We start from the raw sequence: 15,464 nt of genomic DNA on the forward strand, positions 1-15,464 counted from the left end.
ACGTAGGCTCGGTACGAGGACGACGCGGCGGCGTACGCACCGCAGGGCCGAGCACGCCCGGCGGCGCGGGCGAAGCATGCGGATCAGGACGATACGAAGCACGACGGACGCAGAACGCAAGGAGTGAGCCGTGTTCCCCGGTGGTGGCCAGCCCAACATGCAGCAGCTGCTCAAGCAGGCGCAGAAGATGCAGCAGGACCTCGCCCAGGCGCAGCAGGAGCTGGCCGAGACGAAGGTGAACGGTTCGGCGGGCGGTGGCCTGGTCGAGGCCACCGTGACCGGCGCCGGCGAGCTGGTGGCCCTGGCCATCGCTCCGGCGGCCGTCGACCCGGAGGACACCGAGACCCTGGCCGACCTGATCCTCGCGGCCGTCCGGGACGCGAACCAGGCGGCGCAGAAGATTCAGGCCGAGCGGATGGGCCCGCTGACCCAGGGCCTGGGTGGCGGCGGCATCCCCGGTCTGCCGTTCTGACCTGCCCGGTTCTCCGGAGCAGGGCAGGAGCAAGGCAGCAGCAGGGCGGAAAGTCCGAAAGTCATGAAGGTCTGAAGTTCGGATAACGGACCTGTGTGATTTATGCGGGAGTAGGGCGTCGGGCGGTGTGCCCGGCGCCCGATTCGTTGGATGATGGCACCGGGACATCGGGAAACCGGTGCACCACAGACCCCTGAGGGAAGGCGCGACGTGTACGAGGGCGTGGTTCAGGACCTGATCGACGAACTGGGCAGGCTGCCCGGCGTCGGGCCCAAGAGCGCGCAGCGGATCGCCTTCCACATCCTGCAGGCCGACCCCACCGACGTCCGCCGGCTGGCGCACTCGCTGCTGGAGGTCAAGGACAAGGTCCGGTTCTGCGCCGTCTGCGGCAATGTCGCGGAGGCCGAACAGTGCCGCGTCTGTCTCGACCCCCGCCGCGACCTCGCGGTGATCTGCGTGGTCGAGGAGTCCAAGGACGTCGTCGCGATCGAGCGCACCCGCGAGTTCCGCGGCCGGTACCACGTGCTGGGCGGCGCGATCAGCCCGATCGAGGGCGTCGGCCCGGACGACCTGCGGATCCGCGAGCTGCTGGCGCGCCTCGCGGACGGCACGGTCACCGAGCTGATCCTGGCCACCGACCCCAACCTGGAGGGGGAGGCGACCGCCACCTATCTGGCCCGGCTCTGCAAGCCGATGGGCCTGAAGGTGACCCGGCTGGCGAGCGGTCTGCCCGTCGGCGGGGATCTGGAGTACGCGGACGAGGTCACCCTCGGCCGCGCCTTCGAAGGGAGACGACTGCTCGATGTCTGACCGGACGATCAACCAGCAGCCACACACACCCCACCAGGCAGGCCCGCAGCAGGACCGGCCCGCCCCGCACATCCATGCGCACGGCTCGGAGCCGGACGACTTCGCGGTGCAGATCGCGGACTCGGTGGAGAGCTTCGTGCTCGCCGTCACCGAGGTCGCCAAGGGCGACGAGCCCGGCAGCGCCGTCTCGCTGCTCCTCCTGGAGGTCTCGCAGCTGCTGCTGGCCGGCGGCCGGCTCGGCGCGATCGAGGACGTCGTCCCCGAGGACCGCTTCGAGCCCGACACCGGGCCGGAGCCGGACAGCGAGCAGCTGCGGGAGCGGCTGGCCGAGCTGCTCGCGCCGATCGACGTCTACCACGAGGTCTTCGACCCGTACGGGCCGCCGGAGAAGCCGAACGCCTTCCGGATCTCGGACGACCTGGCCGGTGTGGTCAGCGAGCTCCAGCACGGCCTCACCCACTACCGCGACGGGCGGGTCAGCGAGGCGCTCTGGTGGTGGCAGTTCTCGTACCTCTCCAACTGGGGCACGACCTGCTCGGCGGTGCTCCGGGCGCTGCAGTCGCTGATCGCCCACGTCCGGCTGGACAGCCCGATCGGGGCCGTGCCGGACGGTGCCGACACCGACGACGACGGGCTCACCGACGAGCAGCTGGAGCAGCAGGCCGGCGACCTGATGGCGGCCGAGCTTGGCCTGGGCCGGTAGGACGCCCTGGCTGGTGGAGCGCCGGGCCGGTAGGACGCCCGGGCCGGTAGGACCCGGTAGGACGGTGACGGGCGCCCCGGATTCGGGAGCGGACTGTGACGGACGCCTCAGGGATTTCGGGGCGAGGGAAAACCCCGGGGCCGCCGTCCGTTCGTCCGCCGATTCTTCGGGGCCGCACCGGATCCCCCGCAGACCTGCCGGTCGCGACCGCCGAACCGCCGCCCACCTGCTGAAACGGGCGTCTCACCATATGGAAAGCGCCGGTCGCGGCACCCCCGCTCGGTAGACTGGCGCGGACCGCACAACCCCCGCCACCCGGGGGTGCGGGGGCCCAGCGCCCCCGGAAACGACACAAGTCGAGGAGCGCACGTGGGCCTTGTCGTGCAGAAGTACGGCGGCTCATCCGTTGCGGATGCCGAGGGCATCAAGCGCGTGGCCCGTCGAATCGTTGACGCCAAGAAGGCCGGCCATGAGGTCGTCGTCGTGGTGTCCGCGATGGGCGACACGACGGACGAGCTCATCGAACTCGCGGAGCAGGTGTCACCCCTCCCTGCCGGCCGTGAGTTCGACATGCTGCTGACCGCTGGAGAGCGCATCTCCATGGCGCTGCTGGCCATGGCGATCAAATCCCTGGGTCACGAGGCCCAGTCCTTCACGGGCAGCCAGGCCGGTGTCATCACCGACTCCGTCCACAACAAGGCGCGCATCATCGACGTGACGCCGGGCCGCATCCGCACCGCCCTGGACGAGGGCAACATCGCGATCGTGGCCGGCTTCCAGGGCGTCTCGCAGACCGGCAAGGACATCACCACGCTCGGCCGCGGCGGCTCGGACACCACCGCCGTCGCCCTCGCGGCGGCCCTCAAGGCCGAGGTCTGCGAGATCTACACCGACGTGGACGGCGTGTTCACCGCCGATCCGCGCGTGGTGAAGAAGGCCCGCAAGATCGACTGGATCGCCTACGAGGACATGCTGGAGCTGGCCTCGTCCGGCTCCAAGGTCCTGCTCGACCGCTGTGTGGAGTACGCGCGGCGCTACAACATCCCGATTCACGTACGCTCGTCCTTCTCGGGCCTTCCCGGGACGATCGTCAGCAACGACAACCCGAACCAGCCCGAAGGGGGCGAGATGGAGCAGGCCATCATCTCCGGAGTCGCCCACGACACTTCCGAGGCCAAGGTCACGGTCGTCGGCGTGCCGGACAAGCCGGGCGAGGCGGCGCGCATCTTCCGCGCCATCGCCGACGCCGAGGTCAACATCGACATGGTGGTGCAGAACGTCTCCGCCGCGGCGACGGGGCTCACCGACATCTCCTTCACGCTGCCGAAGACCGAGGGCCAGAAGGCCATCGACGCGCTCGGCCGGGTCAAGCAGGGCATCGGCTACGAGTCGCTGCGCTACGACGACGCGATCGGCAAGATCTCCCTGGTCGGCGCCGGCATGCGCTCCAACCCGGGGGTCACCGCGACCTTCTTCGAGGCGCTCTCCGAGGCCGGGGTCAACATCGAGCTGATCTCCACCTCGGAGATCCGCATCTCGGTCGTCACCCGGGCCGACGACGTCAACGAGGCCGTCCGCGCCGTCCACAGCGCCTTCGGGCTGGACAGCGAGTCGGACGAGGCGGTCGTCTACGGAGGCACCGGGCGATGACCCGGCGGCCGAACCTCGCCGTCGTCGGCGCCACCGGCGCGGTCGGCGAGGTGCTGCTCGGCCTGCTCTCCCTCCGTCAGGACATCTGGGGCGAGGTGCGCCTCGTCGCCTCCCCGCGCTCGGCCGGCCGCAAGCTGACCGTGCGCGGGGAGCCCGTCGAGGTGCTGCCGCTCACCGAGGAGGCCTTCGAGGGGATCGACGTCGCGCTGTTCGACGTGCCCGACGACGTCTCCGCCCGGTGGGCGCCGATCGTGGCCGCCAAGGGCATCGTGGTGGTCGACAACTCCGGTGCGTTCCGGATGGACGGGGACGTCCCACTGGTCGTCCCCGAGGTCAACGCGGCGGCGGTCCGGATGAGTCCGCGCGGCATCGTGGCCGGCCCCAACTGCTCCACGCTGGCGATGATCGCCGCGATCGGTGCGCTGCACGCCGAGTACGGGCTCAGCGAACTGGTGGTCGCCTCCTACCAGGCGGCCTCCGGCGAGGGCCGCGCCGGCGTGGACGCGCTGCGCGCGCAGGTCGCACTGGTGGCCGGTACCGAGGTCGGCGAACAGACCGGCGACCTGCGTGCGGTGATCGCCGACAACGGCCCGTTCGCCGCCCCGCTGGCGCTCAACGCGGTGCCGTGGGCGGGCGCGCTGATGGACGGCGGCTGGTCGTCCGAGGAACTGAAGCTCCGCAACGAGTCGCGCAAGATCCTCGGCCTGCCGGCCCTGCGGGTCTCCGCGACCTGCGTCCGCATCCCCGTGGTACGCACCCACGCGCTGGCCGTGCACGCGGTCTTCGAGCGCGAGGTCACCCAGGAGCACGCCCAGCAGATCCTCCGCGACGCCCCCGGCGTGGTGCTGTACGACGACCCGGCGGCGGGGGAGTTCCCCACCCCGAACGACGTGGTCGGCACCGACCCGGTCTGGGTCGGGCGGGTGCGCCGGGCGCTCGACGACCCGACGGCGCTCGACCTCTTCCTCTGCGGCGACAACCTGCGCAAGGGCGCGGCGCTCAACGCCGTGCAGATCGCCGAGCTGGTGGCGCGCGAGCTGTTCGCCTGACGCCTCTGACGCCTCGGTTGACGCGTCACGGGCACCGTCGTGAGTCGGTGAGGGCCGTGAGCCCGCGAGCCCGGGGTTCTCCGGTGCGCTCCGCGGGCCGTCAGAACGGTGAGAACCGTGAGACGTCGTGAGATTCCGTGCGTCTTCTGCGGTCCTTCGGGGCCCACTTGCCCAATCCGCCGGAATCCCCTGGAGCGGGCCGCCACCCGTACGGGAGAATGATCCGCGGGCTGGGGCAACCATGACAGGGGATCGAGTGTCCAACGGGCGTGGCGAACGTGATGGTGGGGACAGGGGCGGGCATCTCGGCAGCGGCCGCGGTGACGTTCTCGCCGCGCGCCCAGCGGCCTGCGGATAGGCCGGAAAACAGCCAGATGACGGCGGTCGCACCCGGCACGGCGGACTCCGGCGCCGGTACCGGCGCGGGTACCAGCGAGGATCTGCTCACCGAGACCTATCAGGCCCACTACCGCTCCCTCCTGCGGCTGGCGGCGCTGCTCCTCGACGACCTCTCGACCTGCGAGGACGTGGTCCAGGAGGCGTTCATCCGGGTGCACTCGGCACGCCGCCGGGTGCGCGAGCCGGAGAAGACGCTCGCCTATCTGCGGCAGACCGTGGTCAACCTGTCCCGCTCCACGCTCCGGCGGCGGATCCTCGGCCTGCGGCTGCTGCCGAAGCCGATGCCTGACATGGCCAGTGCAGAAGAAGGAGCCTACGATGCGCTGGAGCGCGACCAGTTGAAGGCCGCGCTGCGGAGTCTGCAACGCCGTCAGCGGGAGGTTCTGGTGCTCCGTTACTTCGTGGACATGACGGAGGCGCAGGTCGCGGAGACCCTGGGCATCTCGCTCGGCTCGGTGAAGGCGTACGGCTCGCGGGGGATCGCCGCGCTGCGGGTCCAGATGGAGGCCGGGCGTGGCTGACGACCGGATCGGTGTGGGGGGTACGGGCGGCCCGGTCGACCGGGCCCGCTGCGACCGACCGGGCATCGACGGAGCGCGCCTCGACAGACCGAGCTCGGTCGGGTCGAGCACCGACGGCTTGAACACCGAGGGCTCGAAGATCGAGGGCCTGAAGGCCGGCGGGCTGAACACCGCAGGGCTGAACACCGACGGCTTGAACACCGACGAGCAGCTGGTCCGCGTGCTGTTGCAGCGCGCCGTGGCCGAGGTGCAGCCCGACCCCGCCGGTCTGCACCGGATCCGCCGCGCGGTGCCCCGACGGCGAGCCGCCCGGCGCGGCGCCTGGACGGGCGCCGCCGCCCTGGCGGTCGCGGTGGCGATCGCCCTGCCGGCCCTGCACGACGGCGACCACCTCGGGCTCTCCGGCGGCCCCGGCACGCCCGGCGCGCACGGCGCCACGCCCTCGGCCACCCCCGAGGGCAGCGCGGCCGGCAGCGACGTCGTGGGCCCGAACCGGCCGCCGTACCCCGACGTGAGCGCCGCCACCGGCACCGGCAGCCCGTCCGGCTCGGTGAGCGCCCCGCCCCACCCGGCGGCCAGCAGCGCCAGCACGGGCGGGGTACCGTCCACCCCGGTCGCCGCGTCCAGCACCGGCGGCGGCGACGACCCACCCGTCCCGCTCTGCCTCCGGCGTGATCTCGGGCAGGGGGCCTCCCGGGTCGGCGCGGCCGACGGCGAGGGGCGGATCTACGGGTACTTCACGGTGGTCAACACCTCCGGACGCACCTGCCGGCTCGGCGGGCCGGGCTCGGTCGCCGTCACCGGGACCAGCGGGACGGACCCCGCCCGGATCCGGGTGACCGACCACTCGGCGGGCGATCCGGCGACCGACCTGCCCGCCCCGCGACCGGGCGCCGGCGACGGCCCCGGGCTGGTCCTGGCCCCCCAGGCCGCGTACCGGGTGGAGTTCGGCTGGGTGCCGGACGGCGGCTGCCGGGCCACGGGCGGGGTCTCGCCCAGTGCGACGGCCGGCCAGAGCGGGTCGAGCGGCTCCGGGGCGGGCACCTCCCTGGCGATGCAGTCCGGCGGACCGGGCGGACCGGGCGGACCGGGCGGTTCGGCCTCGGGCTCGGGCTCCGGTTCGGGCCCCGGTTCGAGGGCCGTCGCCCCGGCGGACGGTGCCTCGGTGGCGCCGACCGGGGCGCCCCCGGCGTCCGCCACGCCGACGACGGGCTCGACCTCGGTGCCGAGTCCGTCGGCCACGCCGACCACCGGCCACAGCGCGCCGCCGGCCACCGTCACCATCGCGCACACCCCGGCGCCGGGCAGCCCGGCCGCCGCCTCCGCCGTCCTGCCGGGCGCCTGCTCGGGCACCGTCTACCGCACGGCACCGCAGCCCGTCATGGCGCCGGCCCCGACCGAGACCCCGGCGCCGTCCGTCTCCGCGTCGGTCGGCTGAGCCCCGCCGCGGGGAGGCCTGCGGCGGGGAGGCGCCCTCGGACCGTTGCCGCGAGTGCCCGCCGCCGGCCCGGGAAGGGGCGCGGCGGGGGCCCCTGTGGTCGGGAGAGGTGTGAGGAGTGGTTACCGTGGGGGGTGTGTACCGGTTCCTCCTCACTCCGCGCTGGCTGAGCGGCACCGCGCTGGCCGTTGCGGCCGTGGCGGTGTGCGTCTGGCTCGGCTCCTGGCAGCTCGGCCGGTTCGAGGACAAGGTCTCCTCGCACCGGGAGATCAGCAGGTCGGTGGCCGACGCCGGCGCGATCGCGCCGCTCGGTGAACTGCTCGGCCCCGACCGGCCGCAGGTCACCACCGACACCGTCGGCCGGGCCGTGACGGTGTCCGGGACCTTCGACCAGGAGCACCAGCTGCTCGTCCCCAACCGGGAGTTGGACGGCAAGCAGGGCTACTACGTCCTCACCCCACTGCGCACGGACGACGGCCGCACCGTCGCCGTCGTCCGCGGCTGGGCGCCGGGCACCCCCACGGAGGGCGCGTCCGCCGCGGCGCTGGCGCCGGCCGGCGAGGTCACGGTGGCCGGACGGTTGCAGGCGGGCGAGACCAGCGGCAGCGGCGGTGCGGTGGCGGGCGGGCTGCCGGCCGGCCAGCTCGGCACGATCAACAAGGCCGCGCTCCTCAACAAGCTGTCCTACGACGGCTGGTACGACGGCTGGGTGTCCGCGGACAGTGTGCCGACCGGGCTGACCCCGGTGCCGACGGTGCAGCCGCAGGGCGGCAACGGCCTCACCCTGCGCGCGTTCCAGAACCTCGGGTACACCCTGGAGTGGTTCGTCTTCGGCGGCTTCGTCGTCTTCATGTGGTTCCGCCTGGTGCGCCGCGAGGCGGAGGCCGAGCAGGACCGGGCCCTCGGGCTGGACCCGGTCCTGGAGTAGCCCCTCGGGGGGCTCAGCGCGACGGCTTCGCCGGCGGGACGGCCGGCTTGGACGGCAGCGCGAGCGCCGTCGGCACCGCCGGAGCGGGCGCCGTCGGTGTGGGGTGGGGCGTACCGGACGGGGACGAGGACGGGGAGACCGTCGGCGGTGGGTTGGTGCAGCGGCTGCTGCTGCCGCTGTCGTCGTCGTCCGAGTCGTAGTTGTCGGTGTGGTGGCGTGTGCTGCGCCCGCCCTTGGAGCTCTTCGATCCCTTGGAGCCCTTGGAACCGGACGACTTGGACGACTTGGAGGCGGCGAACAGGACCGCCCCGTCACCGGCCTCCACGAATCCCGCCGCCTCCGTTATGTCGGTGATGTTCGTGATGTCCGCAGTCTCGGCGGTCTCTGCCGTCTCGGCGGCCTCGGCAGCCTCGGCGGAGCGGAAGGCCGCCCGGACGGCCGGGCTCGCCGTCGCCGTCGGGCTCGCCGTCGCCGTGGCCGTCGGCTGCGTGGACGGCGACAGGGGCGGCGGGCAGGCCGCATCGCTGCTGTCCTGACCCGAGCAGCCGGTGAGCACGAGCGCCCCGGCCACCCCCACCCCCGTGATCGTCAGCAGCCGTCTCACCCGGTCCCCCCGTCTCACGCGGTCCCCCCGCCGCTCGGGGCGGCCTGGTCCTGCCGGACGAGGCCCTCCCCCAGGTGCCGCCGGACGAAGTCGATCTCCAGCCGCAGCTGCTTGATCCGCTCCTCCACCACCAGCGAGCCGTGCCCGGCGTCGTACCGGTAGACCTCGTGCGGCCTGCCCAGCCGCTCCAGCCGCTCCACGTAGTTCTCGATCTGCCGGATCGGGCAGCGCGGGTCGTTCATCCCGGCGCTGATGTAGACCGGCACCCGCACCTGCTCCACGTAGGTCAGCGGCGAGGAGGCGGTCCAGCGCTCGGGCACCTCGGTCGGCGTGCCGCCGAAGAGCGTGCGGTCCAGCGACTTCAGCGCCTCCATCTCGTCGTCGTAGGCCGTCAGGTAGTCGGCGACCGGGACGGCGGCGACGCCGAGGGTCCAGTTCTCCGGCTGCACGCCGAGGCCGAGCAGGGTGAGGTAGCCGCCCCAGGAACCGCCGGTGAGCACCAGCCGCTCCGGGTCGGCGAGCCCGCTCGCCACCGCCCACGCGCGGACCGCGGCGATGTCCTCCAGCTCGATCAGCCCGACCCGCTCGCGCAGCGCGTCCGTCCAGGCCTGGCCGTAGCCGGTGGAGCCGCGGTAGTTGACCCGGACCACCGCGAAGCCGTGGTCCAGCCAGGCGGCGGGACCGGCGGCGAAGGAGTCGCTGTCGTGGTGGGTCGGCCCGCCGTGGATGTCGAAGACGGTCGGGAACGGGCCGTCCCCGGCCGGGCGCTGGACCAGCGCGTGCACCCGGCCGCCGGGGCCGTCGACCCAGACGTCCTCGACCGGCACCGAGCCCGGCGGCACCGCGCCCGGCGCCCGCAGGACGACCGTGCCGGCGGTGGAGCGGACGGCGGACGGCTCGGCGGCGGAGGACCAGAGGAACTCCACCGTGCCGTCCGGGCGGGCGGTCGCACCGCCGACGGTGCCGCGCGGCGTCTCCAGCCGGGTCAGCAGCCCGGTGTCGAGGGCGTACGAGAACAACTCGCTGCGCGCCTCGTACTCGTGCTCGACCAGCAGCGCGCGGGCGCCGGGGCGCCACTGCGCGGAGACGTCGCCGGGCAGCTCGCGGCCCTGCTCGTCACGGAGTGGCAGTGCGGTCTCGGCGCCGGTGGCCACGTCCCAGATCATCGGCTCCCAGCGGCCGGTGCGCTGGTGGGCGACCAGCAGCCGGGTGTCCCCGTCGACCGGCGCGAAACCCAGGCAGGCGACGCCGCGCGGCTCCGCCCGGCCGGTGACCTCGTCCAGCTCGGCGACGGTCGCGCCGTCGGCGAGCCGGACGACCCGGATCGCCGAGTGCATCGCGTCGCCGTGCTCGGTGTGGTCGATGGCGAGCAGGGCACTGTCGTGGCTGAGGTCGCCGACGCCGCCGTACTCCTCGTGCCGGTAGATCTCCACCGCCTCGGCCGCGCCCGGGCGGCGCAGGTGCAGGGTGGTGCCGTGCTCGTCGGTGGAGCGGCCGACCACCACCGTGCCGTCCCGGCCGAGGGCGAGGCCCGCCGAGTAGGAGGCGGCCAGGCCGGGCACGGCCTCCTCGTCGGGGTCGGTGCGGCCCCCGGGGCCGTCCGGGCGGCCCGCGAACGGCTGGCGGCGCCAGATCCCGAACTCGTCACCGTCGTTGTCGTCGAACCACCAGATCCACGTGCCGTCGGGCGACAGCTCCGCGTCGGTGGTGCCGTTCGGCCGGTCGGTCACCTGCCGGTGGGTGTCGGTGGCGCGGTCCCAGGCGTACACCTCGTACGTACCGGTGGCGTTGGACACGTACAGCGCCCGGTCGGGGGCGTCCTCCGCCCAGTCCGGAAGGGAAACCCGGGCCGCCCTGAACCGCTGCTCCCACGCCGGTACGGCGCTCTTCTCCTCGCTCATCCACCCATCCAACCCGATCGGAGGGAGTGAACGGAACGGGCGGGTGGACCGATACCGGTCCACCCGCCCGTGCCCGTGCCCGTTCCGTGTCCGTGCTCAGGCCGTCCGGCGGGGCAGCAACTGCACCAGGCCCACCAGCAGCAACTCCAGCACCGCCAGCACCGCCACGCTGCGCCCGAAGGCGGTGGCCGGATCCCCGGCGCCGTAGTGGACGATGCCGATCAGCGCGATCCCGAGCGCCCCGGCGACCTGCTGGACGGTGGCCAGCACCCCCGCTGCCGAACCCGCCAGCCGGGGCTCGACCGAGGCCAGCACGACGGTCGTCACCGGGGCGATCACCAGGCCCATCCCGAGACCGTCCACGAACAGGCCCGGGGTCAGCCACCAGACGCTGCCGGTCGTCCCGCCCACGTGGACGGCGAGGCCGAGCAGGCCCAGCCCGGCGGCCATCAGCAGCCCGCCGAGCGCGATCGCCCGGCGGCCGAGACGGGCGGCGACACGGTGCGCCGTGGTGGAGGTGAGCAGGTAGCCGGCGCCGATCGCGGTGAAGACCAGCCCGGCGCCGAGCGCATCCAGGCCACGCCCCTGCTGCAGGTGCAGGGCGAGCACCAGGAAGAACGACGCCTGGCCGAGCCAGAAGGCGAGCTGGGCGAGCAGACCGGCGGCGAAGGCCCTGTCCCGGAAGAGACCGGTGTCGACCAGGGGTGTACCGGTGTGCCGGTGCTGGTGGACGGCGAAGCCGGCCAGCAGGGCGACCGCGCCGCCCAGGCAGAGCCAGGTCCAGAGCGGCCAGCCCGCCTCACGGCCCTGGATCAGCGGCAGCACCAGGCCGGTCAGCCCCAGGGTGACCAGCAGGACGCCCACCGGGTCCAGGCCGGGGCGGTGCGGGGCGCGGGACTCCGGCAGGCAGCGGCGGACCAGTGCCAGCGCGACCAGGCCGACCGGCAGGTTGAGCAGGAAGCAGCTGCGCCAGTCCAGGCCGAAGAGGTCCGCGCGGATCAGCGCACCACCGATCAGCTGGCCGAACACCGCGCCGACGCCCATCGTCAGCCCGTACATCGCGAACGCCCGGGCCTGCGCCGCGCCGCTGAACGCGGTACGCAGGATCGCCAGGATCTGCGGGCCCATCAGCGCCGCCGCCAGACCCTGCGCGACCCGGGCGCCGACCAGGGCGGCGGCCGTCGGGGCCAGGCCGCAGCCGGCCGAGGCAAGCGTGAACAGGGCCAGGCCGAGGGCGAAGACCCGGCGCCGCCCGTAGCGGTCGCCCAGCCGGCCGGCGGTGATCAGCCCGGCGGCCAGCGCCAGGGCGAAACCGGCGATCACCCACTGGACGGCGGCCGGCCCGGCGCCCAGGTCGGCCTGGACGGAGGGGACGGCGACGTTGACCACGAAGACGTCGAGGGCGGTCATGAAGGTGGCGGTCAGGACGACCGGCAGCAGGCCCCGGGGGGAGGACTCGGTGGCCTTCGCCGTGACCGGGCGGGTGCGCAGGGCGGTGCTCATCGCGGGCTCATCTCGGGCTCTCCTCGGCGGAGTCGGGAGCGGTTCGGGAAGGGGTGGTTCGGGGGCGGTTCGGGGACGGGGAACGGGTCGGGGAGTCGGGACCGGTTCGGGGACGGGCAGCGGGCCGCAGGGGCGGGCGGGTTTCGGCCCGCCCCTGCCGGCGGTGGCTCAGGCGCCCGGGACGCGGTCCAGGAAGCCGTACACCGAGGCGATCCGGCCGTCCGGGCCGGCGACCAGCACGTCGAACCCGACCACCAGGGCCTCCCCGCCGGCCGGTCCCAGGTTCCAGGTGAACCGGGCGATGTCGTGGTGCGCGTCCACCGGGCCGAGGGTGAACTCCAGACCGGGGAACTGTGCCTGGGCCGCGCCGATCAGGGCGTCGACACCCTCCCGGCCGGTGACGGCGGCCAGCGGGTCGGTGTAGCTGCCGTCCTCGGCCCACACCTCGTCGACCAGCTTGCGGCGGGCGGCCGGGTCGGTCTCGTTCCAGACGGCGAGGTAGCGCTCGGCGAGCTGCTGGAGGTCGGTCTGCTGGAGCTCGGTCATCGTCTTCTCCGTTGTCCTGCTGGTTGGTTCGGCGGGTCGTTCCCGCTGCTCATGAAGGTACGGACGACGCGCGGCCGGCGAATCTGTCACGGATAGGTAGGGGAGTAGGTAGGTCGGCGAAGACCGTGGGTAGGTCCCGCCAGTAGGGTCGGAGAATGGGGAAGCTCTACGGGCGGGAACCGGAGCAGGCCGTCGTCGACGCGCTGCTCGACGGGGCGAAGGGCGGCCGCAGCGGGGTACTGGTGCTGCGCGGCGAGCCGGGGATCGGCAAGACCGCGTTGCTGGAGTACGCCGCGGCGGCGGCCGACGGCGCGTTCCGGGTGATCCGGGCTACCGGCGTCGAGTACGAGGCCGAACTCCCGTTCGCCGGGCTCAGTCTGCTGCTCGCGCCCGGCCTGGACCGGTTGTCCGCGCTGCCCGGTCCGCAACGGCGGGCCCTGGAAGGCGCGTTCGGACTGGAGGGCGGCGTCTCACCGGCCGGGGCGAGCGGGGACCGGCTGCTCACCGGGCTGGCCACCCTCGGGCTGCTCGCCGAACTCGCCGCCGATCAGCCCCTGTTGTGCGTCGTGGACGATGTGCATTGGCTCGACCGGGCCTCGTTGGACGCGTTGCTGCTCGCCGCCCGCCGGCTCCAGGTGGAGGGCGTCGCCCTCCTCCTCGCCGCCCGGGACGCGGGCGCCGCCGGGGGCGGCCTGCCGCCGACCGGCCTGCCCGAACTCCGGCTGGCCGGGCTCGCCGAACCCGCCGCCGCCCGGCTGCTCGACGCCCGCGCCGGCGCGGCCCTGACCGGTGACGTCCGCCGCCGGCTGCTCGCCGAGTCGGCCGGCAACCCGCTGGCGCTCACCGAACTGCCCCTCTCGGTCGACGGATCCGGTACGGCCGCCGCCGCCCCCGACGTGCTGCCGCTCACCAGCCGCCTGCAGATCGCCTTCCACGGTCAGGTCACCGGCCTGCCGGCGGCCACCCAGAACCTGCTGCTGGTCGCCGCCGCCGAGGAGAACGGCGACCTCGACGTCGTGCTGGCGGCCGCCGCCGCCCTCGGGGCGACCGCCGACCACCTCACCCCCGCCGAGGAGGCCGGCCTGGTCACCCTGGCGGCCGACCGACGGCTCACGTTCCGGCACCCGCTGCTGCGCGCCGCGATCCTGCAACGCGCACCACTGCAGCAGCGACTGACGGCCCACCGGGCGATCGGCTCCGTGCTGGAGGACGGCGACCGCCGGACCTGGCACCTGGCCCTCGCCGCCACCACGCCGGACGCCGGACTCGCCGACGCCCTGGAACGCACCGCCGTCCGCGCGGAGACCCGGGGCGCCCACGGTGGCGCCGCCGCCGCGTACGAGCGCGCCGCCCGGCTCACCCCCGACCGCGACGGCGCCACCCGACGGCTGGTGCTGGCGGCCGAAGCGGCCACCGAGGAGGGCAAGTTGGCGCAGGCCGAGGCGCTCGCCGAGCGGGCCGGGGCGCGGACGGACAGCGTCTTCGCACACGCCCTGCTCGACCAGGTCCGGGCCACCGCGCACTTCTGGCGCGGCTCCTACCCGGCGGCCTACCGGCTGCTGCTGGACGCGGCCGGCACGGACATCGAGGCGCCGCACGCCGCCCGGATGCTGCTCCAGGCCTTCCACGCGGCCTGGTACGCCGGTGAGGAGCCGGTGATCGCCGTCCTCGACCGGCTCGCCGCGCTGCCGCTGGCCGAGGGCGACCCGCTCACCCCGCTCGCCCGCCACCTGTCGGCCGCCGTCCTGCCCGCACTGGGCCGCCCCGGCCCGCCGCTGCCGCCCGCCCGCGACACCGCGGCGGCGGCCCGCCGGGCGGGCGCCGAGACGCCGAGCGACCTGGTCCAGCTCTGCGGGGCGACGCTGATCCTCGGCCGGGACGCCGAAACGATCGAGCTCGCCGCCGAACTCGTCGCCGAGGCCCGGGCCAAGGGCACCATCGGGGTCCTGCCGACGCTGCAGTTCTTCCTCGCCGAGGCGGAGCTCTTCCATGGCCGGCACCGCGACGCCGAGGTCACCGCCACCGAGGCCCTCGCCCTGGCCCGGGACACCGGTCAGCACCAGTGGGTCAGCCAACTCAGCGCCCTGCTCGGCCTGCTGGCCGCCTTGCGCGGCGCCGAGCAGGAGTGCGCCGATCTCACCGCGACCGCGCGGACGGCGACGGCGCTCACCGGCACCGGCAGCGGTGCCGCTGCGGGTTCGGCCGCGCCCGCGCCCGGCGAGCCCTGGGCCCAGTGGGCGCTCGCCCTGCTCGACCTCGGCCGGGGCCGCGCCGCCGACGCCGCCGAGCGCCTCCAGGCCCTCACCGCCGGCCCCTACCGGCACCATGTCGGCGCCACCCGCGCCGTCCCCGACCTGGTCGAGGCCGCCGTCCGGATCGGCGACCCCGAACGCGCCGCCGGACCGTACGAGCGCTTCGCCCGCTGGGCCGGCGCCGCCGCCGTGCCCTGGGCCGAGGCGCTGCGGCTGCGCTGCCAGGCGCTGCTCGGGCCGGACGAACTCGCCGAGTCCGCGTACCGTGCGGCCCTCGACCTCCACGACGGCACCCACCGCCCCTTCGAACAGGCCCGCACCGCGCTCCTCTACGGCGAGTGGCTGCGCCGCGAACGCCGCCGCACGGACGCCCGCCCGTACCTGCGCGCGGCCCTGGAGACGTTCGAGCTGCTCGCCGCCTACCCCTGGGCCGAGCGCGCCCGCACCGAGCTCACCGCCACCGGCACCAGCGCCCCGGCCCCTGCCGACGCCCCCCGGGGGCTCCTGGCCACCCTCACCCCGCAGGAGCTGCAGATCGTCCGGCTGGCGGCGCAGGGGCTCACCAACCGCGACATCGCGGCTCAGCTCTTCCTCAGCCCGCGCACCGTCGGCCACCACCTCTACAAGGCCTACCCCAAGCTCGGCATCGCCGCCCGCACCGACCTGCCGGCCCTCCTCTGACGCCGCC

The 15,464-nt window shown here is 74.4% G+C and carries 13 protein-coding genes; 9 read left to right on the top strand and 4 right to left on the bottom strand.

The features are described from left to right. The first annotated feature begins 130 nt into the window (after positions 1–130). From AB0J08_RS23340 to AB0J08_RS23375, 8 genes are all read left to right on the top strand, one after another. The gene (locus tag AB0J08_RS23340; RefSeq protein ID WP_360637432.1) at positions 131–472 is read left to right on the top strand and encodes a YbaB/EbfC family nucleoid-associated protein; all 342 of its coding nucleotides are present in this window, start codon (positions 131–133) and stop codon (positions 470–472) included. Between the two features lie 210 nt (positions 473–682). Further along, complete coding sequence (recR, locus tag AB0J08_RS23345) at positions 683–1,282, top strand: recombination mediator RecR (RefSeq protein ID WP_360637435.1); 600 nt, start codon at positions 683–685, stop codon at positions 1,280–1,282. Then, complete coding sequence (locus AB0J08_RS23350) at positions 1,275–1,985, top strand: DUF5063 domain-containing protein (protein WP_360637438.1); 711 nt, start codon at positions 1,275–1,277, stop codon at positions 1,983–1,985. The genes recR and AB0J08_RS23350 overlap by 8 nt, the downstream gene beginning before the upstream one ends. Positions 1,986–2,354: 369 nt before the next feature. After that, positions 2,355–3,635 carry an aspartate kinase gene (locus AB0J08_RS23355; protein ID WP_360637441.1) on the top strand — a complete coding sequence of 427 codons (1,281 nt, stop codon included), beginning with the start codon at positions 2,355–2,357 and terminating at the stop codon, positions 3,633–3,635. Next, on the top strand, positions 3,632–4,684 hold the full coding sequence (locus AB0J08_RS23360) for an aspartate-semialdehyde dehydrogenase (RefSeq protein ID WP_360637444.1): 1,053 nt from the start codon (positions 3,632–3,634) through the stop codon (positions 4,682–4,684). The genes AB0J08_RS23355 and AB0J08_RS23360 overlap by 4 nt, the downstream gene beginning before the upstream one ends. 374 nt (positions 4,685–5,058) lie before the next feature. Beyond that, positions 5,059–5,604 carry a SigE family RNA polymerase sigma factor gene (locus tag AB0J08_RS23365; RefSeq protein WP_360637447.1) on the top strand — a complete coding sequence of 182 codons (546 nt, stop codon included), beginning with the start codon at positions 5,059–5,061 and terminating at the stop codon, positions 5,602–5,604. Continuing rightward, positions 5,597–7,042, top strand: coding sequence for a hypothetical protein (locus AB0J08_RS23370; RefSeq protein ID WP_360637450.1), 1,446 nt, complete (start codon positions 5,597–5,599; stop codon positions 7,040–7,042). The genes AB0J08_RS23365 and AB0J08_RS23370 overlap by 8 nt, the downstream gene beginning before the upstream one ends. 136 nt (positions 7,043–7,178) lie before the next feature. After that, positions 7,179–7,970 carry an SURF1 family protein gene (locus AB0J08_RS23375; RefSeq protein WP_360637453.1) on the top strand — a complete coding sequence of 264 codons (792 nt, stop codon included), beginning with the start codon at positions 7,179–7,181 and terminating at the stop codon, positions 7,968–7,970. Positions 7,971–7,983: 13 nt separating this feature from the next. Here the strand turns inward: AB0J08_RS23375 and AB0J08_RS23380 are convergent, their stop codons facing one another. The 4 genes from AB0J08_RS23380 to AB0J08_RS23395 all read right to left on the bottom strand — a co-directional run bounded on the left by AB0J08_RS23380 (position 7,984) and on the right by AB0J08_RS23395 (position 12,524). Next, complete coding sequence (locus AB0J08_RS23380; RefSeq protein ID WP_360637456.1) at positions 7,984–8,574, bottom strand: hypothetical protein; 591 nt, start codon at positions 8,572–8,574, stop codon at positions 7,984–7,986. A gap of 14 nt (positions 8,575–8,588) precedes the next feature. Further along, positions 8,589–10,475, bottom strand: coding sequence for a prolyl oligopeptidase family serine peptidase (locus AB0J08_RS23385; RefSeq protein WP_360637459.1), 1,887 nt, complete (start codon positions 10,473–10,475; stop codon positions 8,589–8,591). A gap of 96 nt (positions 10,476–10,571) precedes the next feature. Beyond that, positions 10,572–11,978 carry an MFS transporter gene (locus AB0J08_RS23390; protein WP_360637464.1) on the bottom strand — a complete coding sequence of 469 codons (1,407 nt, stop codon included), beginning with the start codon at positions 11,976–11,978 and terminating at the stop codon, positions 10,572–10,574. Between the two features lie 168 nt (positions 11,979–12,146). Next, entirely contained in the window at positions 12,147–12,524 is a 378-nt protein-coding gene (locus AB0J08_RS23395; RefSeq protein ID WP_360637467.1) for a nuclear transport factor 2 family protein, read from the bottom strand. 155 nt (positions 12,525–12,679) lie between these two features. On the opposite strand from AB0J08_RS23395, the gene AB0J08_RS23400 reads away from it, so the two are divergent. Next, positions 12,680–15,457 (top strand): AAA family ATPase, encoded by a 2,778-nt coding sequence (locus AB0J08_RS23400; protein WP_360637470.1) that lies wholly within the window; start codon positions 12,680–12,682, stop codon positions 15,455–15,457. The last annotated feature ends 7 nt before the right edge of the window (positions 15,458–15,464 follow it).

This window comes from Kitasatospora sp. NPDC050463 (genome assembly GCF_040655255.1).
Taxonomy (GTDB): Bacteria; Actinomycetota; Actinomycetes; order Streptomycetales; family Streptomycetaceae; genus Kitasatospora.

Excerpts from the sequence above, each read along its gene's own strand:
- AB0J08_RS23350 (WP_360637438.1), top strand. The coding sequence starts at position 1,275 with ATGTCTGACCGGACGATCAACCAGCAGCCACACACACCCCACCAGGCA.
- AB0J08_RS23360 (WP_360637444.1), top strand. The coding sequence starts at position 3,632 with ATGACCCGGCGGCCGAACCTCGCCGTCGTCGGCGCCACCGGCGCGGTC.
- AB0J08_RS23365 (WP_360637447.1), top strand. The coding sequence starts at position 5,059 with ATGACGGCGGTCGCACCCGGCACGGCGGACTCCGGCGCCGGTACCGGC.
- AB0J08_RS23385 (WP_360637459.1), bottom strand. The coding sequence starts at position 10,475 with ATGAGCGAGGAGAAGAGCGCCGTACCGGCGTGGGAGCAGCGGTTCAGG.
- AB0J08_RS23390 (WP_360637464.1), bottom strand. The coding sequence starts at position 11,978 with ATGAGCACCGCCCTGCGCACCCGCCCGGTCACGGCGAAGGCCACCGAG.
- AB0J08_RS23395 (WP_360637467.1), bottom strand. The coding sequence starts at position 12,524 with ATGACCGAGCTCCAGCAGACCGACCTCCAGCAGCTCGCCGAGCGCTAC.
- AB0J08_RS23400 (WP_360637470.1), top strand. The coding sequence starts at position 12,680 with ATGGGGAAGCTCTACGGGCGGGAACCGGAGCAGGCCGTCGTCGACGCG.